27 protein-coding genes are annotated in these 22292 nt (G+C 61.7%); 19 read left to right on the top strand and 8 right to left on the bottom strand.

The genetic code is table 11. The features are described 5' to 3' along the window. The first annotated feature begins 1 nt into the window (after position 1). The 13 genes from rbsA (at position 2) to OJHNALOF_RS07090 (ending at position 11903) form a co-directional block, all read left to right on the top strand. Positions 2-1504, top strand: coding sequence for a ribose ABC transporter ATP-binding protein RbsA (gene rbsA, locus OJHNALOF_RS07150; RefSeq protein WP_094199778.1), 1503 nt, complete (start codon positions 2-4; stop codon positions 1502-1504). Continuing rightward, positions 1501-2466, top strand: coding sequence for a ribose ABC transporter permease (gene rbsC / locus OJHNALOF_RS07145; protein WP_094199779.1), 966 nt, complete (start codon positions 1501-1503; stop codon positions 2464-2466). Before rbsA ends, rbsC begins: the two co-directional genes overlap by 4 nt. Positions 2467-2491: 25 nt before the next feature. Next, a complete protein-coding gene (gene rbsB, locus OJHNALOF_RS07140; RefSeq protein WP_165661593.1) occupies positions 2492-3373 on the top strand; it encodes a ribose ABC transporter substrate-binding protein RbsB in 882 nt (293 codons plus the stop codon). Between the two features lie 113 nt (positions 3374-3486). Next, entirely contained in the window at positions 3487-4398 is a 912-nt protein-coding gene (gene rbsK, locus OJHNALOF_RS07135) for a ribokinase (protein ID WP_094199781.1), read from the top strand. Next, positions 4399-5403, top strand: coding sequence for a substrate-binding domain-containing protein (locus tag OJHNALOF_RS07130; RefSeq protein WP_094199782.1), 1005 nt, complete (start codon positions 4399-4401; stop codon positions 5401-5403). 47 nt (positions 5404-5450) lie between these two features. Then, a complete protein-coding gene (locus OJHNALOF_RS07125; protein ID WP_165661592.1) occupies positions 5451-6326 on the top strand; it encodes a DMT family transporter in 876 nt (291 codons plus the stop codon). 16 nt (positions 6327-6342) lie between these two features. Then, on the top strand, positions 6343-7257 hold the full coding sequence (locus tag OJHNALOF_RS07120) for a LysR family transcriptional regulator (protein WP_094199784.1): 915 nt from the start codon (positions 6343-6345) through the stop codon (positions 7255-7257). A 116-nt stretch (positions 7258-7373) separates the two neighbouring features. Then, positions 7374-8405, top strand: a complete 1032-nt coding sequence (dctP, locus tag OJHNALOF_RS07115; protein ID WP_165661591.1) for a TRAP transporter substrate-binding protein DctP — start codon at positions 7374-7376, stop codon at positions 8403-8405. Positions 8406-8484: 79 nt separating this feature from the next. After that, entirely contained in the window at positions 8485-8934 is a 450-nt protein-coding gene (locus OJHNALOF_RS07110) for a TRAP transporter small permease (protein ID WP_165661590.1), read from the top strand. Next, entirely contained in the window at positions 8931-10217 is a 1287-nt protein-coding gene (locus tag OJHNALOF_RS07105; protein WP_094199786.1) for a TRAP transporter large permease, read from the top strand. Before OJHNALOF_RS07110 ends, OJHNALOF_RS07105 begins: the two co-directional genes overlap by 4 nt. Then, positions 10214-10963: a M15 family metallopeptidase gene (locus OJHNALOF_RS07100; protein WP_094199787.1), complete on the top strand. Its 750-nt coding sequence runs from the start codon at positions 10214-10216 to the stop codon at positions 10961-10963. Before OJHNALOF_RS07105 ends, OJHNALOF_RS07100 begins: the two co-directional genes overlap by 4 nt. Before the next feature lie 86 nt (positions 10964-11049). Further along, on the top strand, positions 11050-11592 hold the full coding sequence (locus tag OJHNALOF_RS07095) for a septation protein A (RefSeq protein WP_165661589.1): 543 nt from the start codon (positions 11050-11052) through the stop codon (positions 11590-11592). A gap of 11 nt (positions 11593-11603) precedes the next feature. Further along, a complete protein-coding gene (locus OJHNALOF_RS07090) occupies positions 11604-11903 on the top strand; it encodes a YciI family protein (protein WP_094199789.1) in 300 nt (99 codons plus the stop codon). A 68-nt stretch (positions 11904-11971) separates the two neighbouring features. Here OJHNALOF_RS07090 and OJHNALOF_RS07085 read toward each other — a convergent pair whose 3' ends face one another. The 3 genes from OJHNALOF_RS07085 to OJHNALOF_RS07075 are packed head-to-tail and all read right to left on the bottom strand — an operon-like array spanning position 11972 to position 14779. Beyond that, positions 11972-13315: a short-chain fatty acid transporter gene (locus OJHNALOF_RS07085; RefSeq protein ID WP_165661588.1), complete on the bottom strand. Its 1344-nt coding sequence runs from the start codon at positions 13313-13315 to the stop codon at positions 11972-11974. 47 nt (positions 13316-13362) lie between these two features. Next, positions 13363-14025: a CoA transferase subunit B gene (locus OJHNALOF_RS07080; protein WP_094199791.1), complete on the bottom strand. Its 663-nt coding sequence runs from the start codon at positions 14023-14025 to the stop codon at positions 13363-13365. A gap of 55 nt (positions 14026-14080) precedes the next feature. Beyond that, complete coding sequence (locus OJHNALOF_RS07075) at positions 14081-14779, bottom strand: CoA transferase subunit A (protein WP_165661587.1); 699 nt, start codon at positions 14777-14779, stop codon at positions 14081-14083. 138 nt (positions 14780-14917) lie between these two features. Between OJHNALOF_RS07075 and OJHNALOF_RS07070 the strand changes: the two genes are divergently transcribed. The 3 genes from OJHNALOF_RS07070 to galU all read left to right on the top strand — a co-directional run bounded on the left by OJHNALOF_RS07070 (position 14918) and on the right by galU (position 17237). Continuing rightward, complete coding sequence (locus tag OJHNALOF_RS07070; RefSeq protein WP_165661586.1) at positions 14918-15808, top strand: LysR family transcriptional regulator; 891 nt, start codon at positions 14918-14920, stop codon at positions 15806-15808. Between the two features lie 142 nt (positions 15809-15950). Further along, positions 15951-16238: a helix-hairpin-helix domain-containing protein gene (locus tag OJHNALOF_RS07065; RefSeq protein WP_165661585.1), complete on the top strand. Its 288-nt coding sequence runs from the start codon at positions 15951-15953 to the stop codon at positions 16236-16238. A gap of 93 nt (positions 16239-16331) precedes the next feature. Then, positions 16332-17237, top strand: a complete 906-nt coding sequence (gene galU / locus OJHNALOF_RS07060; protein ID WP_094200561.1) for a UTP--glucose-1-phosphate uridylyltransferase GalU — start codon at positions 16332-16334, stop codon at positions 17235-17237. Here galU and OJHNALOF_RS07055 read toward each other — a convergent pair. Continuing rightward, positions 17231-18214, bottom strand: coding sequence for a response regulator (locus OJHNALOF_RS07055; protein ID WP_094199795.1), 984 nt, complete (start codon positions 18212-18214; stop codon positions 17231-17233). The genes galU and OJHNALOF_RS07055 overlap by 7 nt on opposite strands. Positions 18215-18348: 134 nt before the next feature. On the opposite strand from OJHNALOF_RS07055, the gene OJHNALOF_RS07050 reads away from it, so the two are divergent. Continuing rightward, entirely contained in the window at positions 18349-19035 is a 687-nt protein-coding gene (locus OJHNALOF_RS07050) for a DnaT-like ssDNA-binding domain-containing protein (RefSeq protein ID WP_165661584.1), read from the top strand. Then, positions 19019-19861: a DnaA ATPase domain-containing protein gene (locus tag OJHNALOF_RS07045; RefSeq protein WP_094199797.1), complete on the top strand. Its 843-nt coding sequence runs from the start codon at positions 19019-19021 to the stop codon at positions 19859-19861. Before OJHNALOF_RS07050 ends, OJHNALOF_RS07045 begins: the two co-directional genes overlap by 17 nt. Positions 19862-19874: 13 nt before the next feature. Here OJHNALOF_RS07045 and OJHNALOF_RS07040 read toward each other — a convergent pair whose 3' ends face one another. Genes OJHNALOF_RS07040 through OJHNALOF_RS07030 form a run of 3 tightly spaced genes read right to left on the bottom strand, consistent with a single transcriptional unit; the run spans position 19875 to position 20835 of the window. Further along, on the bottom strand, positions 19875-20114 hold the full coding sequence (locus OJHNALOF_RS07040; RefSeq protein WP_094199798.1) for a hypothetical protein: 240 nt from the start codon (positions 20112-20114) through the stop codon (positions 19875-19877). Positions 20115-20123: 9 nt separating this feature from the next. After that, complete coding sequence (locus OJHNALOF_RS07035; protein WP_165661583.1) at positions 20124-20516, bottom strand: phage holin family protein; 393 nt, start codon at positions 20514-20516, stop codon at positions 20124-20126. A 4-nt stretch (positions 20517-20520) separates the two neighbouring features. Next, positions 20521-20835 carry a YqjD family protein gene (locus tag OJHNALOF_RS07030; protein WP_165661582.1) on the bottom strand — a complete coding sequence of 105 codons (315 nt, stop codon included), beginning with the start codon at positions 20833-20835 and terminating at the stop codon, positions 20521-20523. A 220-nt stretch (positions 20836-21055) separates the two neighbouring features. Here OJHNALOF_RS07030 and OJHNALOF_RS07025 point away from each other — a divergent pair, with 220 nt between their 5' ends. After that, the gene (locus OJHNALOF_RS07025) at positions 21056-21631 is read left to right on the top strand and encodes a YceI family protein (RefSeq protein ID WP_165661581.1); all 576 of its coding nucleotides are present in this window, start codon (positions 21056-21058) and stop codon (positions 21629-21631) included. A gap of 61 nt (positions 21632-21692) precedes the next feature. Here the strand turns inward: OJHNALOF_RS07025 and OJHNALOF_RS07020 are convergent, their stop codons facing one another. Further along, positions 21693-22106 carry a host attachment protein gene (locus tag OJHNALOF_RS07020; RefSeq protein WP_165661580.1) on the bottom strand — a complete coding sequence of 138 codons (414 nt, stop codon included), beginning with the start codon at positions 22104-22106 and terminating at the stop codon, positions 21693-21695. Between the last annotated feature and the right edge of the window lie 186 nt (positions 22107-22292).

Raw genomic sequence — 22292 nt, 5'->3', positions numbered from 1 at the left:
CATGAACGCAGTATTGTCTCTTTCCGGCATTGAAAAGGCCTTTCCCGGCGTCAAGGCGCTGGATCAGGCCGGGCTCAATGTTTATGCGGGCCAGGTGATGGCCCTGATGGGTGAAAACGGCGCCGGCAAATCCACCCTGATGAAGGTGCTTACCGGCATCTATCAGGCCGACGCCGGCACCATTCACTACCGGGGCGAAGCGCGCCGTTTTAAAGGCCCGCGCGAGTCGCAACAGGCCGGCATTGGCATTATTCATCAGGAGCTGAACCTGTTGCCGGAGCTGACCATTGCCGAAAACATCTTTCTCGGTCAGGAGCCGGTCAACGCCTTTGGCAAAATCGACTGGCGCCGGCTTTATGCCGACGCCCAGGGCCTGCTCGACCGGCTGCAGATCAAGCACTCCCCCAAAACCCGGGTGGGCGATCTCAGCATTGGGGCCCAGCAGATGGTGGAGATCGCCAAGGCGCTGTCGTTCAACGCCGATGTCATCATCATGGACGAGCCCACCGACGCCCTCACCGATACCGAAACCCGTGCCCTGTTTCGCGTGATAGAAGAGCTGCGCCAGAGTGGTTGCGGCATCGTCTATATTTCCCACCGGCTGGCGGAGATCTTTGAGATCTGCGATCGCATCACCGTGCTGCGCGACGGCAAGTGGATTGGCGAGGAAGCGGTGGCCGACATCGACGAAGACCGCCTGATTGAGATGATGGTGGGTCGCCGCCTCGACGAGCAGTACCCTCGCCTGGCGGTGGACTCGGGCCCGGAAGTGCTGAAGGTGGAACACCTCGCCGGCGCCGGGGTCAAGGACGTTAGCTTTACCCTGAAGGAAGGGGAAATTCTCGGCTTCTCCGGACTGATGGGCGCCGGCCGCACCGAGCTGGCGCGCATTCTCTACGGCGCCGAGCCCCGCCACGCCGGCACGGTAACCCTGGCCGGCCAGCCCTATCACGCCAGGACGCCCCATCAGGGGCTGGACGCCGGCATTGCCTATATCTCCGAAGACCGCAAGGGCGACGGCCTGGTGCTGGGGCTGTCGGTGCTGGCCAACATGAGTCTGTCGGCCCTGGCCGAATTCAGCCGAGGCCCCCAGCTCAATCACGGCGCCGAACGCTCGGCGGTGGACGAATTTATTCGCCTGTTCAATATCAAGACCCCGACCCGGGAGCAGTTGATCGGCAACCTCTCCGGCGGCAACCAGCAAAAGGTGGCCATCGCCAAGGGGCTGATGACCAACCCCAAGGTGCTGATCCTGGACGAACCCACCCGGGGCGTGGATGTGGGCGCCAAGAAGGAAATTTACCAGCTGATCAACCGCTTCAAGCAGCAGGGCATGGCCATTTTGCTGCTGTCGTCCGACATGCCGGAAGTGCTGGGCATCAGTGATCGCATTCTGGTAATGCACGAAGGGCGCATTACCGGTGAATTCAAGGCCGCCGAGGCCACTCAGGAACAACTGCTGGCCGCCGCCGTGGGCCAGGCGCAACAAGAGGAAATGGCATGAACACCGCTCTCAACCCCGGCCGTCGCTGGTTCAGCAAGGAATGGCTGATCGCCCAGAAATCGCTGATCGCGCTGATCCTGCTGATTGGGGTGGTCTCCCTGCTCAGCCCCAATTTCTTTACCGTGGACAACCTGCTCAATATTCTGCGCCAGACCTCGGTCAACGCCATTATCGCCGTGGGCATGACCCTGGTGATCCTCACCGCCGGCATCGATCTCAGCGTGGGCTCGGTGCTGGCCCTGTGCGGGGCCTTTGCCGCCAGCATGGTGTCGATGGAGCTGTCGATTTTCATCACCCTGCCGGCGGTGCTGCTGGCGGGCTTTGCCCTGGGCGGGCTAAGCGGTGTGATCGTGGCCAAAGGCCGAGTGCAGGCCTTTATTGCCACCCTGGTGACCATGACCCTACTGCGCGGCGTGACCATGGTCTATACCGAGGGCAGACCCATTTCCACCGGCTTTACCGATGCCGGGGATATTTTCGCCTGGTTCGGTACCGGCTATGTGTTCGGCATTCCGGTGCCGGTGTGGCTGATGGGCCTGACCTTCCTCGGCGCCTGGTATCTGCTTAACCATACCCGTTTCGGCCGCTATATCTATGCGGTGGGCGGCAACGAGGCCGCGGCCCGGCTGTCGGGCATCAACGTGGCCCGAGTGAAGATGGGCGTCTACGCCATCTGCGGCATGCTGTCGGCGCTGGCGGCCATTATCGTCACCAGCCGGCTGTCGTCGGCCCAGCCCACCGCCGGCACCAGCTATGAGCTGGACGCCATCGCCGCGGTGGTGCTGGGTGGCACCAGCCTGGCCGGCGGCCGGGGCGCCATTATGGGTACCCTGATCGGTGCCCTGATCATCGGTTTTCTCAACAACGCCCTGAACCTGCTCGACGTGTCTTCCTACTACCAGATGATCGCCAAGGCTTCGGTGATCCTGCTGGCGGTACTGGTTGACAACAAAAACAAGTAATTCACACAAGGAAAGGAAACGCATCATGAAAAAACTGACCACCATGCTCGCCGCCGCGCTGGTAAGCGCCACCATGACCGCCGGCGCCTATGCCCAGGATACCCTGGCGCTGGTGATTTCCACCCTCAACAACCCCTTCTTCGTGACCATGAAGGAAGGCGCCGAGCAAAAGGCCGCCGAGCTGGGCTATGACCTGATCGTGCTTGACTCCCAGAACGATCCCGCCAAGGAGCTCGCCAATGTGGAAGATCTGAGCGTGCGCGGCGCCAAAGTGCTGCTGATAAACCCCACCGACTCCGACGCCGTCACCAACGCCATTCGCCTGGCCAACCGTGCCGGCCTGCCGGTGCTGACCCTGGACCGCGCCGCCAGCCGTGGTGACGTGGTGTCCCATATTGCCTCCGACAACGTGGCCGGGGGCAAAATGGCCGGCGACTTTATCGCCGAGCGAGTGGGCGCAAGCGCCAAGGTGATTCAGCTGGAAGGCATTGCCGGCACCAGCGCCGCCCGTGAGCGCGGCGAAGGCTTTGCCCAGGCGGTGAGCGAGCACGGCTTTAACCTGCTGGCCAGCCAGCCCGCCGACTTTGACCGCACCAAGGGCCTGAACGTGATGGAAAACCTGCTCACCGGCAATCCGCAGGTGCAGGCGGTGTTTGCCCAGAACGACGAAATGGCCCTGGGCGCCATGCGCGCGCTGCAGGCCGCCAACAAGAAAGACGTGCTGATCGTGGGTTTTGACGGTACCGAAAACGGTATCAAGGCCGTGGAAGGCGGCCGTCTGGCCGCCACCATTGCCCAGCAGCCCGGCGAAATCGGTGCCATTGCGGTGGAAACCGCCGTGCAGGTGCTGAACGGCGAAACCGTGGCCAGCCATATTCCGGTACCACTGCAGGTGATCGGCAAGTAACATCCCCTACCGCCGCAGGCACCGCCTGCGGCCGGTCCATCATGCATTCAAGGCCCGTTGCACAGGCCCGGCCGACTAACACGGCAACGACAAAAGACCCAGAGACTCGGAACATGACTTTAACCGTAACCGGCAGCATCAATATCGATCACGTGATTCGGCTGCCCCAGTTTCCCCGCCCCGGCGAAACCCTGACCGGCAATGACTACCGCATTGTGCCCGGTGGCAAGGGTGCCAACCAGGCAGTGGCTGCCGCCCGGGCCGGTGCCGTCACCCAGCTGGTAGCCTGTGTGGGCGAAGACCCCATGGCCGCCAGCCTGGTCGCCGGCTTTGCCGCCGACGGCATCAATACCAGCGCCATCGACACCGTGGCCGGGGTCAACACCGGCGTGGCGCTGATCCAGGTGAACGACACCGGCGAAAACACCATCGCCCTGGCCGCCGGCGCCAACGCCGCCCTGACCCCGGAGCGGCTGCAGAGTCATGCCAGCGCCCTGCATTGCAAGCAACTGCTGCTGCAGCTGGAGATTCCGCTGGAAACCAACCTGGCCGCCGCCCGCCTTGCCCGGGCCGAGGGCGCCCGCGTGGTGCTCAACCCCGCTCCCGCTCAAGCCTTGCCCGCCGAGCTGCTGGCGCTGGTGGACCTGATCACCCCCAATGAAACCGAGGCCGAGCGGCTCACCGGCGTGGCCGTCAATGACGAAGCCGGGGCCGCTGCGGCGGCCAGGGCGTTGCACCAGCAAGGCATTGCCACCGTCATCATCACGCTTGGGGCTCGCGGCGTGTGGCTAAGTGAGCAAGGCCATGGCCGGCGCATACCCGGTTTTGCGGTCAAGGCGGTAGACACCACGGCGGCGGGCGATACCTTTAATGGCGCCCTGGTGGCTGCCCTGCAACGAGGCCAGGCACTGGAGCCGGCGGTGCGGTTTGCCCAGGCCGCGGCGGCCCTTTCCGTGACCCGCCCCGGTGCCCAGACCTCGGTGCCCTATCGGGCCGAGATCGAGGCATTGCTGGAGCAGGCTTGAATGGCCACCATCAAGGACGTGGCCAGGCTCGCCGGCGTGTCTACGTCCACCGTCAGCCACGTGCTGAACAAAACCCGTTTCGTCAGCCCGGAAATCACCGAAAGGGTACAACAGGCCATCGACCAGCTGCACTACACGCCGTCGGCACTGGCACGCAGCCTCAAGGTCAACCAGACCCGTACCCTTGGCATGCTGGTGAACTCCAGCGCCAACCCGTTTTTTGCCGAAGTGGTTCAGGGAGTGGAGCAGCGCTGCTACGAGCTGGGCTATAGCCTGGTGCTGTGCAACACCGGCGCCGACAGCAACCGCCTGGGCACCAGCCTCGACATGCTGCAGCAAAAGCGGGTGGACGGCATTATCGTTATGTGTACTCGCGTCAACCTGACCGCGGGCGATCTTGAACGGCACGCCAGCCTGCCGCTGGTGATGGCCGACTGGGGCCCGGTGGATCTCGATGCCGATCTGATCCAGGACTCCAGCCAGCGCGGAGGCCGGCTGGCCACCGAACACCTGCTTCGCCTGGGCCACCGTCGCATCGGTTGCATTACCGGCCCCGCCGGCCAGCGCGCCAGCGAGGAGCGGCTGGCCGGCTTCGAGGCGGCATTGGCCCGGGCCGGATTGGCGGTGCACCGCCCCTGGGTGGTGGAAGGTAACTTTGAACTGGCCGGCGGCCAGGCGGCCATGGCGCGTCTGCTGGCCCTGCCCGACCGTCCCACGGCGGTGTTTGCCTGCAACGACATGATGGCCGCCGGTGCCCTGCGGGCCCTGGCCGATGCCGGCCTGCATGTGCCGCAAGACATGTCCCTGGTGGGCTACGACAATATCGAGCTGGCCCGTTACCTGGTGCCGCGCCTCACCAGCATAGAGCAACCCAAGGCGGGACTGGGGGCACTGGCGGTGGATGCCCTGCTGGCACGCATTCAGAACCCCCATGCTCCCCGGCGTATCCTGCCTCTGGAGCCCAGCCTGGTGGCGCGGGAAAGCAGTGCTCCCCTGGCCATTTAACGTCACTGCGGTTAGCCTCGGGGGTTTACCCTGAACCGCAATGACTTATGGATAATCATCAGAAAGGACTGCTGCTCACCGCCCTGGGGGTGCTTATCATCTCCCCCGATGCCCTGCTGCTGCGATTGGTCAACGTGCCGCCGGAGCAGCTGGTGCTGTGGCGCGGCCTGCTCAATATGCTGGGTTTCTGGCTGATCGTGGTGGCCCGCCACCGCCGGCACTGGCCTCAAGCTTTTCGCGTGTGTGGCCTGACCGGGGTGGGTTGCGCCCTGCTGTTTACCCTGGGCACCTTTGGCTTTGTGCTCGGCAACCACTTTACCAAGGCGGGCAACGTACTGGTGATCTTGGCGTGCTCACCGCTGATTGCGGCCCTGCTGAGCCGCGTGTTTCTGCATGAACGGCTGCCCCTGCGCACCTGGGTGGCCATTATTGCCTGCCTGCTTGGCATCGGCCTGATCGTGCTTGATGACGCCGGCAGCGGCTCCCTCACCGGCAGCCTGCTGGCACTGTTGGCCGCCCTGGGACTGGCCGGTAACCTGACCCTGGCGCGCAGCAAACCCGGCGTGGACATGAGCCCCATGCTGGCCCTGAGTGGCCTGTTCACCGCCCTGCTCACCTTTGCCTGGAGCGGCCAGATCATACTGCCCGAGGGCGCCAGCCTGGGCTGGCTGGTACTGTTATGCCTGGTGCTGCTGCCGGCGGGCTTTACCCTGATCCAGCGGGGCCCGCTCTATCTGCCTTCGGCGGAAGTCAACCTGCTGATACTGCTGGAAACCGTATTCGGCACCCTGCTGGTATGGCTGTTCTTAAGCGAACGCCCCAGCAACCTGGGACTGGTGGGCGGCGCCATCGTGTTGCTGGCCATGATCATCAAGGCCGTGCTGGAACGGCGGCCGCTCGCCGTTAATCCCGTGCGAGCCTGACAAGGAGCGTCTTTATATGTGGAAACTCAACCCGCGGGCACTGCGCTATCTCAACGAGGTATCCCGTCAGGGCTCGCTGCGCAAGGCGGCCGCCAGGCTGAATGTGGATGTTTCGGCTATCAGCCGGCAACTGCACCAGCTGGAAGAGGAAATCGGCCTGCCGGTGGGCTATCGCAACGGCCAGGGCTTTGTGCCAACCGAGGTGGGCGAAGAGCTGATCTCCCTCTATCGTCAGCAAAAGGCGAGCGAAGACGCCACCCTGTCCCGCATCGAGGCACTGCAGGATCTGCGCCGCGGTCAGGTTACCCTGGCCGTGGGCGAAGGCTTTATCGCCGATCTGATCTCGGCACCGCTGCAAAGCTTTATGCAGCACTATCCGGACATTGCCATTTCCGTGGAGATGGCCGGTGCCAACGAGGCCGTCCGCCTGGTCAAGGAAGACGAAGTCGATTTGGCGCTGGTCTATGCGCCCCAGCCGGATTCGGCACTGCATTGCCACGTGACCCGCAATCGCCCGCTCGATCTGATCACCCCGCCCGGGCATCCGCTTTCCCGCAAGGGCCGGCCCGACATTCACGACGTCCTGAACTACCCGCTGGCGCTGATCGATCAGCAATTTGGCATGGGCCAGCTGCCCAGGCTGGTTGAGCAACTGGAACACATTCGCTTCAAGCCGCAGCTGAAAACCAACTCGGTGTCGGTCCTCAAGAATTTTGTGCTGTCCGGCATGGGGCTGACCTTTATGCCCAGGCTGACCGTGCACGAGGAAGTCATGGCGGGAAAAATTATCTGCCTGCCCGCGCCCCATCCGCTCCTGGCCAGGGCTGAGGCGCAGATCATCAGCCACAAGGGTCGCGAGCTGACCGTGGCCGGCGAGCGCCTGCTGCGCCACCTGAGCGAGGGCATGCTGTTTTTCAGTCAGGGCAGATAATGATCACCACCATAGGTGTTGCGTAAATATCAACACCTTGACTATTGAAAAGTCAACAGATCAACACCTAACCTGAAGCCGTCCCCCAACCAGTATCACGATATGGAGATCATTCGATGAAAGCGTCATTTGCCCTTTCTCCCCTGCGCAAGGCCATGGTTACCCTGCTGGGCGCCGGCACCTTGATGGCAACCGGACTGACCCAGGCCGCCACCACCATCGATCTGTCTTACAACGGTGCGCCGGATGCAGACAAAAACGCGGTTCACCTGTTTGCCAGCAACCTGAAACGGCTGGTGGAAGAAAAAACCGATGGCGAGCTGGAGCTCACCCTCTATCCCAACAGCATGCTGGGCGAAGAAGTGCAGCGCATGGAGCAGGTGATGGCCGCCCCCGGCCTGAACATTGCGTCGTTTGCCGGTATTTCGCCCCTGTTCCCGGAAATTTACACCAGCTCTATTCCCTTCCTGTTCCGCGACTTCGACCATGCCCGCCGCTTCTTTGATGAAGGGGAATACTGGAAGGCCGCCCAGCAGGAATTTACCGACCGTACCGGCACCCACCTGCTGGCGGTGGTGGAAGAAGGCGGCTTCCTCGCCTTTACCAACAGCAAGCGCCCGATCAAGTCACCCGAGGACTTCAAGGGCCTGCGTTTTCGTGCCATGGACAAGAGCCAGGTAGCGCTGTATGAAGCCTTTGGTGCCTCAGGCACCCCCATTCCCTGGACCGAAGTCTACATGGCGCTGAAAACCGGGGTGGCCGATGGGCAGATGAACCCGCCCATGTACATCATTCTGGGCAGCCTGCAGGAGGTGCAGCAGCACCTGACCCTGGCCAACATTCAGTATTCCGACCAGTTCCTGGTGGCCAACGGCGAACTGCTTGAGTCGCTGACCGACGAACAGCGTCAGGCGCTGAAAGATGCCGTGGCCGAAGCCAACCAGCTCAACCGCGAGTCCGTGGAAGCCAAGGTGGAAGAGCGCGTTCAGTTCCTGGCCGACAAGGGCATGCAAGTGTACCGTCCCACCGCCGAGGAGCTGGCGCAGTTCCAGGAAAAGGCCAAGCCCTCCTACATCAACTGGCTCAAAGAGCAGAACATTGAGCAGAAGTGGGTGGACCTTGCCCTGGAAGACGCCGGCAAGTTCTGAGTTTTTTCTGAATCATCCTACCTTTCTGGCGGCCTGACGGCCGCCCCTTTACGCCATGAGACAACGACTGATAACCCTGATGAGCCGGCTGGTTGAGGCGGTGGTCGGTACCCTGATCCTGACCAACCTGCTGGTGCTGCTGTACGGCGTGGCTGCTCGTTACCTGTTGGGCCGTTCGCCCATCTGGATGGACGAACTGTCACGTTTTCTGATCATTGCCTGTGCCCTGCTGATGGCCGGCGTGGTGCTGATACGCAACGAACACATGCGTATTGGCCTGCTCGAGCAACGGCTGCCGTTGCCACTAGCCCGCCTCCTCAAGCTGTACCAGTGGTTGCTGATCCTGGTCATCAGCGCCGGATTCTGCTGGTACTCCTGGCATTACGCCTTTTCGGTAAGCCGCTTCACCACCATGGGGCTCGGCATCAGCCGCACCTGGCCGGTGCTCAGCCTGCCGCTGGGCTTTGGCCTGCTGTTTGTATTCAACCTGTTGCGCGGCCCCTTTGGCTGCAAGGAAGCCCGCTCATGACCCTGGCCATGTTTGCCTCCTTTATCATGCATGTCTTGCTGGGCCTGCCACTGTTTATTGCCCTGCTGTTCACCGCCGTGGTCGGTTTCATGTTTATCGATCCGTCCATGCTGGGCCGCATGGTGCCGCAGCAGTTTTTTGGCGGCATTAATGTCTTTTCCCTGATGGCCATTCCACTGTTCATTCTGGCCGGCAACCTGATGAACAGTGCCGGCCTGACGCAACAGCTGATGGCCCTTGCCCGGGTCCTGGTGGGCCACCTGCGGGGCGGGCTGGGTTATGTCAATGTGGTGTCGAGCGTATTCTTTGCCGGCGTCAACGGCTCGGCGGTGGCCGACACCTCGGCGCTGGGCTCCCTGCTGGTGCCGGCGATGAAAAAGGAAGGCTATTCGGCCTCCTATGCCGCCGGCCTGACCGCGGGCAGCTCGCTGATCGGCCCCATTATTCCGCCCAGCATTTTCATGATCCTCTATGCCTCGCTCACCAATACCTCGGTGGGTGATCTGTTCCTGGCCGGCGTTATTCCCGGTTTGCTGCTGGGCCTGGTGTTCATGATCATGAACTGGTTTTACGCCCGCAAGGCACAGCTGCCGGTGTCGGGCCAGCGCCCGACCATGGGACTGTTTTTGCAGGCCCTGTGGGGCGCCCTGCCGGCACTGTTGGCCCCCTTTATCATCGTCGGTGGTATCGTCTTTGGGGTGGTCACACCCACGGAGTCGGGTGCCCTCACCGTGGCCTATGTGGCCCTGATCGGCCTGTTCACCAAGCAGCTGAGCTGGCACCGGCTGTGGAGCGCCCTGGTGGAAACCGCGCGCCTGACCAGTGCCGTGTTTCTGATCATGGCCGCCTCGGCGGTGGTCAGCTGGCTGCTGTCTTACGCCCAGGTGCCCAAGGCCTTCGTGACCCTGTTTGATCCCATTATCGAACAGCCGGTGCTGGTGCTGTTGCTGCTTAGCCTGATCACCTTTGCCACCGGCATGTTCATGGAAGAGGTGTCCGCCCTGATGCTGCTGACCCCCATCTTCATGCCCGTAGCCATGGCGGCGGGCGTGGATCCGGTGCACCTCGGCATCATCATCACCCTGAACATCACCATTGCCCTGATAACCCCGCCCATGGGCGCCTGCGTCTTTGTGGCCGCCGCCGTCAGCCGGCTGGAAATTACCGAGCTGTTCAAGACCATCTGGCCCTTTGTTGCCATCGCGTTGCTGGTGCTGGTGGTGCTGATCCTGTTTCCCGGGCTGGTGCTGTGGCTGCCCGGACTGTTCGGAGGACAGCTATGAACGCCCCTATTCCCCTGCTGAATGATCCCGACTGGACGCGCGTGTCTGCGCTTCCCATTCGAGAAAACCATGAGGATCTGGTGCCCGCCAGCCTGGCCCCGGCAAACCTGGCGTGCTATCCGGCCTACTACAAGCTGGGCATTCCCAACGCGGTGCCCGAATGCTATATGCGCCGGGGAGTGTATCAACGCCTGTTGGCGGCGTCCCGCAGCCTGCCCAAGGGCCTGACCCTGCTGGTGATGGACAGCTGGCGCCCCTATTCGGTACAGCAATATCTGTACGACACCCTGTATAACGCCATTGAAAACCACTGGCCCGACAAGCCCGCCGCCGAGCTGGAGCAACTGACCCGGGAGTTTGTGTCGCTGCCCAGCACCAATCCTCGAGCCCCCAGTCCCCATCTGACCGGAGGCTCGGTGGACGTAACGCTGATCGATGAGCACGGTTTGATGCTGGACATGGGCAGCCAGTTCGACGAAGCCACGCCCTGGTCACACACCGCCGCCTTTGAACAGCTGGCTTCGCCCACGCCCCATGAGCAGCAGGTGATTGCCAACCGTCGCCTGCTCTACCGGGCCATGATCGACGCCGGCTTTACCAACCTGCCCAGCGAATGGTGGCATTACGACTTCGGCAACCAGTTATGGGCCTGGTACCGCGGTCAGCCCCAGGCCTGTTACGGCCCCACCCATCCCGAAAGCCTGGAAAGCCGCTGGCGCCAGGAAATAGACCGCCGGCATCAATAGGCCGGTGGCCTTCCGCAACGGGCGGCTTTGCCAGCCGCCCTGCTAATGAGTAAACTGGCTGCATCTAGGTTGTTCGGATTTCGATAATGAAGCAATTTGCCGAGTTTATTCCGCTGATCATTTTCTTTGTGGTCTACAAAACGGTGGATATCTATGCCGCCACCGGCGCGCTGATGGCCGCTACCTGTGTGCAGATGCTGGTGCAGTGGCTGCGCCACAAAAAACTGGAAAAAATGCACCTGGTCACCCTGGTGCTGGTGCTGGGCTTTGGCGGCATGACCATGTTTTTTCAGGATGACGCCTTTATCAAATGGAAGGTAACCGCGGTCAACGGCCTCTTTGCCCTTGGCCTGCTGATAAGCCGCTACGGCTTTGGCAAAAACCTCATTCAGCAGATGCTGGGCAAGGAGCTCACCCTGCCCGATGCGGTATGGGACAAGGCCAACCTGGCCTGGGCCGGTTTCTTTGCCTTTTGCGGCGCGCTCAACGTCTATGTGGCGTTCAACCTGCCCCAGGAATGGTGGGTCAACTTCAAGGTATTTGGCCTGCTCGGCCTGACCCTGCTGTTTACCCTGGCGACCGTGCTCTACCTCTACCGCCAGCAACCCGAACACAACAATAACCGTTAAGGACAAACCTCATGTGGTATGTGATTTTCAGCCAGGACATTCCCGACAGCCTGCCCCTGCGCAAGGAAGCCCGTCCGGCCCACCTGGCCCGGTTGCAGGCCCTGGCCGACGAAGGCCGGCTGCTGGTAGCCGGCCCCAACCCGGCCATTGACGCTGAAGACCCGGCCGATGCCGGCTTTACCGGCAGCACGGTCATTGCCGAGTTCGACTCCCTCGAGGCCGCTCAAGCCTGGGCCGATGACGATCCCTATGTCGCCGCCGGCGTCTATGCCAGCGTGGTAGTCAAGCCCTTCAAGAAAGTCCTGCCCTGACAGCAAGCCGGCGCTGTTACTAAAACAGCGCCGGCCTTCTTTCGCCTTCCTTCACCAGCCCTCGGGCATCAGGTCATAAAATACAGCGCACCGGAAATCACCAGGCCGGAGTACACCAGCATGATCAGGCAATAGCCCATGATGTCCCTGGCGCCCAGGCCGACAATGCCAAGCAGCGGCAGGGCCCAGAACGGCTGAATCATGTTGGTCCAGGCGTCGCCCCAGGCGATGGCCATGGCGGTCACCGTGGGGGACACCCCCAGTGCCTCTGCCGCCGGCAGCATAATGGGCGCCTGCACCGCCCACTGGCCACCGCCGGAAGGCACGAACACATTGACCAGCCCTGCACTGAGAAAAGCCAGCAGCGGAAAGGTATCGGCGGAAGACCAGGACACAAAGGTCTCGGTGATCTGGCGGCCCAGGGAAATGCCTTCGCCGTTGGCGCCCATCATCATGCCCATGATGCCCGCGTAGAACGGAAACAGCAGCACAATACCGCTGATGCCCCGCACGCTTTCGTCCACGGTGCGCATGTAGCGCTCCGGCGTGCCGTGCAGCAGCAGCCCGGAGAACAGGAAAATCGCGATGACCACATCCAGGCCCAGCACAAACCCCTTGCTGCTGAAGTGGTTGAACAGGTAAATGGCGGCAATGGCCACCAGCCCCAATCCCAACAGGCGGCTGTCATCCAGGCGCTGCGCCGGCGTGTCACGCCGAGGCTGTTCACTGCGGGATTCCACCAGCCGGGTCGGATCGGCCACCTTGGCCTGCTGGCGCGGGTGCATGGCGCGGTTGAGCAGTGGCAGGCCAATCACCAGCAGGGCAATAATGGTCAGGTTGAGAGACGTAAACAGGGTCTGGGACACGCCAATCGGATCGGACAGCACGCCGGCGGTAATGTGACGCAGGCTGTCGCCACCACTGGCCAGCGACAGCGGTACCGAGCCGGACAGGCCCCCGTGCCAGATCAGGAAACCGGAATAGGCGGAAGCCACCAGCAGCGGATAATCTACCCCTTCAACCTGGCGCGCCAGCGCCCGGGCAAACACGGCGCCGATCACCAGGCCAAAGCCCCAGTTGAGCCAGCAACCGGCCAGCGCCACCAGGGTTACCATGACCACCGCCTGCCCCGGTGAGCGGGCCAGGGTCGCCAGGCGGTCCAGCAGGCGGTTGATCACCGGGGCCGACGCCAGGGCGTGGCCGGTGACGAAGATCAGTCCCATCTGCATCGCAAAACCAAGCAGGGTCCAGAATCCCGCACTCCAGTGCTGCACCATCTCGGGCAGCGTCTGCTGCGTGGAAACCATGCCGGCGCCCAGCACAAACAGCGTCAGCAGGGTGGAAAACACAAACGGAGAAGGCAGGTAACGCTGCACCAGGCTCACGCTGAGCCCTGTTACTGTATTGAACATCATTAAGTCCTTTATGTAGATGAACAGCTTTGGTGGACGCTTCGCCGTCAGGCCGTGAAGGTCATTTCCGGTACCTGGTCGGGTACGATCAGCTTGCCAGCCGTTTTGGCCTGAATCTCTTCCACGCTGACCCCGGGGGCCCGCTCCCGCAGAATAAAGGCACCGTTTTCGATCTCCAGATAGGCCAGATCCGTCAGCACCCGTTTGATGCAGCCGGCGCCGGTCAGCGGCAGGGTACAATGGGGCAACAGCTTGGACTCACCGTTCTTTGAGGCATGGGTCATGGTCACTATGATGTTGTCGGCGCCGGCCACCAAATCCATGGCGCCGCCCATGCCCTTGACCAGTTTGCCGGGAATCATCCAGGAGGCAATATTGCCGGCAACATCCACTTCAAAGGCGCCGAGCACGGTCAGATCCACATGGCCGCCCCGTATCATGGCGAAAGACTCCGCCGAGTCAAAAATGGACGCCCCGGTGCGTGCGGTGACCGTCTGCTTGCCGGCATTGATCATGTCGGCATCCAGCTCTTCTTCGGTGGGAAAGGCCCCCATGCCAAGCAGGCCATTCTCGGACTGCAACATGACCTCCATGCCGTCGGGAACATAGTTGGCAACCAGGGTGGGAATGCCGATACCCAGGTTGACATAAAAACCGTCCTGCAGCTCACGGGCAACGCGCCGGGCCATTTGTTCGCGGGAAAGTGCCATAAGATTGCCTCTTTTACTGATCCAGGGTGTCGACTGCCATGACCGGCCAGCCGCTTCAGCCACGCAGGGTGCGCTGTTCAATGCGTTTCTCAAACCGGCCGCAGATAACCCGGTCCACGTAAATGCCGGGGGTGTGTATCTCACCGGGCTCCAGTGCGCCGGGCTCGACGATTTCCTCGACCTCGACCACGGTGATTTTGCCGGCGGTAGCCACCAGCGGATTGAAGTTACGGGCGGTATGGCGATAGATCACATTGCCATAGTGATCGGCCTTCCAGCCCTTGACGATGGCAACGTCGCCGGTAATGGCCTGTTCGAGAATGTGCGGCCGGCCGTTGAATTCGCGTATTTCCTTGCCCTCGGCAATGAGGGTGCCGAAACCGGTGGCGGTATAGAAGGCGGGAATCCCGGCTCCGCCGGCGCGCAGCTTTTCGGCCAGGGTACCCTGTGGCGTCAGCTCCACTTCCAGTTCACCACTGATCAACAACTGCTCGAACAGGGCATTTTCCCCCACGTAAGACGCGATCACCTTGCACACCTGCCGGTCTTCCAGCAGCAGCCCGAGTCCAAAGCCGTCCACACCGCAGTTGTTGGATACCACGGTCAGATCCCGAGTGCCCCGGCGCCTTACCTCGGCGATCAGGTTTTCGGGAATGCCACACAAGCCGAAACCGCCCGCCAGCAGGGTCATGCCATCCTCAAGGCCTGCAAGGGCCTCCTCGTAGGAATTTACTCGCTTATCGAAACCCGCCATCACATTTCCTCTTTCTGTCACTACGGCAACTGAATGTTGCAAAGAGTATCCATTCGAGTTATTTATTTGTTAAGTTAAATTTATCAATCAATTGATTTACTTTTTAAAATAATTGACCACCGCGAGAACGTTGATTTCATGACCGCCAAGCAGCTCCGTGCCTTTATCGCCGTTGCCCAAACCCTGAATTTTGCCCAGGCCTGTGAACGGCTGCACCTGTCCCAGTCGGCCCTGAGCCTGACCATCAAAGCCCTGGAAGATCACCTGGGCGGCCGCCTGTTCAGCCGTACCACACGCCAGGTTCGCCTGACACCGGAAGGCGAGGCCCTGCTGCCGCTGGCACGGCGCCTGATGGCGGAGTGGGATAATGCCGAAGAGCAGCTGCGTCAGCGCTTTGACCTTCAGCAGGGTCGCGTCACCCTGGCCGCCATGCCGTCTTTTGCCGGCAACCTGTTGCCGCCTCTGCTGAAAACCTTTCGCAACCGTTATGAAAAAATCAATGTGACAGTCAATGACGTGATCAACGAGCAGGTGATCGACATGGTGCAGGATGGCCAGGTGGAGCTGGGAATCGCCTTTGAGCCGCCGCCGTCCACCCGCCTGCAGTTCATCCCGCTGTACCGGGATCGCTTCGTTGCCGTGGTGCCGGCGGACGCTGAACTGGCCAGTAACCAAGAAGTGACCTGGCGGCAGCTGCTGACACAGCCGTTTATTACCCTGCAGCGCCCCTCGGCGGTGCGGCTGTTGCTGGAGCAGCACCTGCGGGAATGGCAGCTGGCCTTGCCGGTGGCATTTGAAAGCCACCAGCTCGCCACCGTGGGCAGAATGGTGGGCTGCGGCCTGGGCGTCAGCGTGGTGCCGGCGCTGTGCAGGGAGCAGATGCACGAACTGGGTGCCTGCTGCATGCCGTTGATCGACCCGGTGATTGAGCGCCCGGTGGGCATTCTCAGCAGGACGGATCACGAATTGTCCGTCGCCGCCCAGGCACTTTACGACATACTGCTCTCCTCCCCCGTGCCGGTCTGTTAGCCTCTAAGGCATGCCGGTGTGCCCTCGGCTCACGCTTTTGAACAAAAAACGAGCGGTAAATTTGCCTATTTCCACACTATGGATAAGGCTCATTTATGTCCTTGCTTGAAGGACATAATAAGCACACGGGAGACATAGCAACATGCATAAATTACTGACTTCAGCCCTGCTGGGAGTATTACTGACCGCAGGCGTGCCGGCGCTGGCCAACGAAACCCAGGCCGACAGCCAGGTGGTAACCAGCATCAACATCAACACCGCCAGCCGTGATCAGCTGGCGCAGCTATCCGGTGTGGGGCAGGCCAAGGCCGATGCCATTGTGGCCTACCGGGAAGCCAACGGCCCCTTTGAGTCGGTGGATGATCTGATGCAGGTCAGGGGCATCGGCGAAGCCACGGTAGAGAAAAACCGCCACCTGCTGAGCAACTGATTGGCTGAATAAACACACTGCCCCGTTCGGTGAATGGCCGAACGGGGCAGCTTTGGTTATGATAGCCGCCTTGTTCCCCATTCCGGTTTTCCCATGTCAAAGCAACAATCCATTCGCAAGGCCGTGATCCCCGTGGCCGGCCTCGGTACCCGCATGCTGCCTGCCACCAAGGCCATTCCCAAGGAAATGCTGCCGGTGGTCGACAAGCCGCTGATCCAGTATGTGGTGAGTGAGGCGGTGGCCGCCGGCATCAAGGAGATTGTGCTGGTCACCCATGCCAGCAAAAATTCCATTGAAAACCACTTCGACACCAGCTTCGAGTTGGAAGCCACCCTGGAAAAACGGGTCAAGCGCCAGCTGCTGAGCGAAGTGCAGAACATCTGTCCCCCCGACGTGACCATAATGCACGTGCGCCAGGGCGAAGCCCGTGGCCTGGGCCACGCCATTCTCTGTGCCCATCCCCTGGTGGGCGATGCCCCCTTTGCCATTTTGCTGCCCGACGTGCTGATTGACGACGCCGCCTGCGATCTGGACAAAGACAACCTGGCCGCCATGATTGCCGCCTTTGGCGACAGCGGGCACAGCCAGATCCTGGTGGAGCCGGTAGCCGATGAGCTGGTGGATCAGTTTGGTATCGTCGACCTGGGGGATGCCACCCTGAACCAGGGCGAGTCGGCGGCCATTGCCGCCATGGTGGAGAAGCCGGCCCGGGACGAAGCGCCGTCCAATCTCTCGGTGGTGGGTCGCTATGTGCTGCCGGCCTCCATCTGGCCGCTGCTGAAGAAAACCCCGCTGGGCAAGGGCGATGAAGTGCAGCTCACCGACACCATTGCCATGCTGATGGCCGAAGAGCGGGTAGATGCCCACCACATCACCGGCAAGAGCCACGACTGTGGCAGCAAGCTGGGTTATATGATGGCCAACGTGGAATACGGCCTGCGCCACAAGGAGCTGGGCGAGGCGTTTCGCCAAAGCCTGCAGCAACTGCAGGCTCAGTAAGGCACCCGGCTGGCGGTCAGCTCAATGCGGCCGCCATGGCTGCCGCTGAGGCTGAGCTCGAGGGGAAAACGGCAATACTGTTGCCAGGGGCTGGCGCTAAAGCTGCCCCGCCCCACCGGGCCGACATTGCACTGCTCCAGCCAGTCACAGCCGACCATGCCGCCATTGGCCGCCTCCAGGGTATTGCTGTGGGCCTTGAGCCGCAGCAGCATGAGGTTGATGCCCGCGGTCAATCCCGCCTCAAACAGCCGCTGATTGATGTATTCCAGGGTCTGTGCCGGACTGTGCAGCGGGCTGCTGGCGCCACTGCGGTACTGCCGCAACGGCTCATTGAGCAAAAATGCCACCAGCAGCATCAGCATGGGGGTGTCCTGATGCAGTGGGTCGAACTCCGCCACCAGCAATAACAAATCGTCTTCCAGCCGCACCGACTGGGTAACCATCCAAGGCGTGCTGTGCCGGCACTGCAGCCGCCAGTCACCCAGGTGCTGCTCCCCCGACGGCCCCAACTCCCTGAGCAAACGCGTGGCGGCCATGTCCCGGTGGCGATAGAACTCCAGGTGTGACGCCAGCTCCCGCAACTCCTTGTGTTCGCGCATGCCCGCCGGCAGCAGACTGGCGGCCAGCCGGCTTTTTACCGCCGTCCAGTCACCCACCGGCTTTATCAGGTAATCACTGGCACCGGCCCTGAGTGCCTGGGCCACCTCGGCCATGTTGCCGGCCCCCGACACCGCCACAAAGGGCAGCGACGGTTGCTGCTGGTGCAACAGGGTTACCAGAGGCAGGCCTCCGGGCGTGGCCAGCCACAGGTTGCCCAGCACCAGATCGGGCCGAAGCCGGGCCGCCAGCATCACCCCCTCGGCGGCACTGTCGGCCTCCAGCACGCGGGCGCCCCACAACTCCAGCCAGGCAAACGCCTGCCGGCGAAATACGTCGTCATCGTCTATCAGCAGCACCAGGGTAGCCGGTGTGAACATGGTTTATTCCGTGGTTAAAGGTCATAAATTCAGCCTAGCCGATTTCCTTCGGACCGGCAGACAACCTCAGCCACGACTGTATTCCGGCGACGCTTTATTGGATAATGGTCACACCATTCCGGCACCCAGGCGCTATGACTCCCGCAGAATATCAGGCACTCACCTCTCCCAGACTGTCACACCCCGCCCGCAGCCTGTACCTGCTCTACCTCAGGCACCAGGCCCGGGGCGACGAGACTCAGCCCCTTGATTATCCGAGCCTGGGCCGGGCACTGGCGGTGCAGGGCGAAGGGGAATACCGTTACCGGGTGACCCCGGCCGGGTTGACCGAGCTAATTGACGAGCTGCAACAGGCCGGCCTGCTGGTGCTGCAGCAGCGGGCCCATCCGCAGCATTATCACGGGGCCCGTTTTCGCCTGGAGCTGAAGCGGCTGCAGGGGCTCACGCCCCTGCCCGTCCGCCAGTTTGCCATGCACCCGGACTGGCGTCCCGATGAGCAGCTCGACGGCCTGGCACGGCTGTGTGGCCTGCTCGACAGCCGCTATGACGACACCGAGTTGGGGGAATTTATCGCCTACTGGCTGGGCCGCCCGGAAGTGTTTGAAAACCAGCACCAGTGGATGCTGCGTTTTGTGCGCCAGCTGAAAAAACAGCGGGCCCTGCGTCGGGATACCAACCCGGCGCCCGCCACCGGTTATCAGCAACAGGCCGCTCCCACCAGCACCGACACCGGCCCCAGCAAGCGGGCCCGGGAAATGATGGAAGAAGCCCAACGCCTGCGCGACGAGCAACAGGAGAGCCATGATGAAAAAGACACCTGAAGAGATGGCCGCCGATCTGGCCGACATTGCCCGCCGGCGGCGCCAGCAGCGCCACAAGGATCTCAGCCCGACGGCCGCCTCCGGCGATATCAAGCAGGTGCTGAGCCGGTTGCAACAGCTGCGCGCCGGCGGCAACCTGCCCCAGTACGATTACAACGGCCTGCGCCGGCAGTATGAACAGCAGGCCAACGCCGACGTGAAACGGTTGCAGCAGCAGGCCAAAGTGCACCGCACCGAGCGGCTGCTGGCCCAGGCCGACTTGAACAGCGACTGGACCTTTGCCAACATGGACGCCAGCGATCCCGCACTGGCGTCGCATATTGAAACCGCCCATCACTTTATCAACGCCTTTGATCACTGGGAAAAAAAGGGCGGTACCGGCATTTTGATCTATGGTGACTTCGGCACCGGCAAGTCGACCCTGGCCGGCTCCATTGCTCACGAGCTGATTCGACAGCACCAGAAGTCGGTGATCTTTCAGCAGTGGGCTTCGGTGGTGGATCGGCTGTTCTTCGGGGTGATTGAAGATCAGGAAAGCCGCAACCAGTATCGCCGTGCCCTGGAAGAGGTGGATTTGCTGGTGCTGGATGAAGTGGCCGCCAACCGCAGCCGGCTGGCGGAGAGCCAGTCCAGCTTTCTGGGCCATTTGCTGCGCCGCCGGCGCAACCTGTCAAAGAGCATTATCATCATCAGCAACCATGATCCGCAGTCACTGCACCGCGCGGTGGGGGATTTCTGCTTTGAAGCGATCAAGGCCTTTCACCCGGTAGACATCGCCCTGCGCGGCCCCAGCCGTCGGCCGGATATCGGGGATTACCGCAGCTGAGGCGACCCGGTTACTACAGCCGCCACCATATCAGTGCCAGCAGCCCTGCCCCCAGCAGCAGTTTATTGCGCAGACGCCTGGGGCTGGTCGCCAGCCGCCAGGCCAGGCTCACTTTGGGCACCTGCTCGGCCAGTGCCAGCCAGTCTACCCCAGGTTGCTGGCGGCGCCGGGCCTGTTGGGTCAGCAGCTTCAGGCGCAGCGCCTCGGCCTTGAGTTGCAGCATTTGTTGCTCTTCCCGCAGGTCTCTGTGCATTGCGCCTCCTCAGTCCTTCATCGACCAGTCGCTCATGTCGCGCTGGCCACGAAGGTAACTGACGTCTTCCTGCAGATCCTTCAGGGTCTGCTCCAGAAAACGCCGCTGCCCGGCCAGGTTGTTCACCATGGCCTGGCAGGCCCAGAGCATGCCCAGCAGCAGGGCTCCCGCTAGGCCGAAGAACACCCACACCCGGACCACCGGCGACAACACCTCCTGCAGCCCGAACAGCAGGCTGACAAAGGCCATGAAAAACAGCGCCGCCGCCAGCAGCGCCAGCACACCCAGACGCACCATGCGCTCCTTCTGGGCGATAAACTCGATGCGAGCCAGGCGAAAGCGCACGAACAGCAGCTCGATCAGGGTGTCGAGCAGATCCCGCAGCGGCGTTTTTCCGGTCATGACCTCAACGACCCCGGCACAGCAGCGCACCCAACAGCAGACCCACCACGGCGGCCACGCCCATGGCATGATAGGGCTTACTGTGCACCAGATCATCGGCGTCGGCGGCGGCCTGACGGGTGCGCTCCACCACCGAGTCCTCCATATCCGCAAACTGCTGCTGGGCCCGGTCAAGCTGGGCCTTGAGCTTCTCCTTCAGGGCTTTGCCTTCCTTGCTGCCGTCATCGGCGGCAGCCTGATAGAGTGCCTCCGCGTCTTTGAGCAATTGCCTGATGTCGTCCATCAGGGCGGCGCGTTCTGCTGCGTACTTACCGGCCATGGTGCCTCCTCGTTTCAGTTGATCTTAACCACTTGAACAAAACTGCACGCTCTGTGTACACCATATTCCCTCCCGTGATACTTGGCCAGCCACGCATCGCATTTTGGTGAAGGATGCGATCGAGACCGTCGCAGCCGCACGACCGTGACGGCTTCGGCCCTTTCCCTTCGACCGCCCTGCCCTATACTCGAACCAGCCCAATCCCGTAAAAGGAGCAACCATGAAACTGAAAAGCCTGCTGCTGGCGTCCGCATGCCTGGCCAGCACCTCCGCCCTGGCCGACTGGCAACTGAACAACGAACTGAGCCGAGTGAGCTTTGTTACCGTGAAAAAGGAAAACGTGGGCGAGCCCAATCACTTTGAGCGGGTCTCGGGCACGCTCAGCGACGCCGGCCGGTTTGAGCTGACCATTGATCTGGCCAGCGTGGAAAGCGGCATTCCCATTCGTAACGAGCGGCTGGAGGAATATTTGTTTGAAACCGGCCGCTTTCCCAAACTCACCCTGAGCGCGGATCTTTCCGGCCAGCTCGAGGCCCTGACCCAGGGCGAGGATCGAGTGATTGAAACCGACGCCACCCTCAACCTGCACGGCACCGAAAAGACCCTGCCCATCGCCGTGCTGGTCAGCCACAAGGGCAACGGCGATCTGGTGGTCTCGAGCTGGAAACCGGTTATTGTGCAACAGGACGACTTTGGCTTTACCGCCGGCATCGACAAGTTGCAGGAACTGGCCGGCCTGCCCTCCATCACCCGCACCGTGCCGGTGAATTTTGTACTGAGCCTGGAAAAGCAATAAGCCGGCACCCTTGTTTAAGGCGAAAAAGTTAAATCGGTAGTGGTAAAAAAGGCCTGTGTGATCAGGCCTTTTTACCGCCGTTGGTCAGGGCGGCCAGTACTTCGCCGTAAGGTTCGCCACTCAGGTTTTTATCCAGATCCCTTTGCAGTGCCTTGCGCAACCGATCGTCCATGGCTTCGCGCAGCAGGCCAAGAAACTGGGGCGGTGCCGCCAGATAAAAACCCCCGATTTGGTTGTGATCCAGCGCATGACGTACCTCGTCGATAATATCGCGGGCAAAGCGCTGATTCTCGGTATGACAGGGATCGCTCTTCTCCGGTATGGCCTGCACGTCGGTAACAAGGTCACTCGCCTTGAGGCGAGCTTGCGGATGAACCAGATTCATCACCACTTCCCCGGTGTTCTCCACCCAGTCCTGTTGGTAGAAAACGGCTTTGGCAGAATCGGCAACAACGATCCAGTCTGGCAATGGCATATCACACCTCTTTTGCTGGTTGAACACCCCAACCTTATGGTTGAGCGTTCTAAGTATTGTTGATTCCTGCCGAATTGCATGGCGCTGAATGACCCCCAACGACCCGATTCGGCGCACCGGCTCAGCCGAGTAAAGCGATAGCGACAAGATGACTCCAAAGGGCGAAATCATCATGAATGAGATAGA

It is taken from the genome of Oceanimonas sp. MB9, from assembly GCF_011319775.1.
Classification (GTDB): Bacteria; Pseudomonadota; Gammaproteobacteria; order Enterobacterales; family Aeromonadaceae; genus Oceanimonas; species Oceanimonas doudoroffii.
Note: the sequence above shows the minus strand (reverse complement) of the source record. Positions and strands in the feature narration are given on the sequence as shown.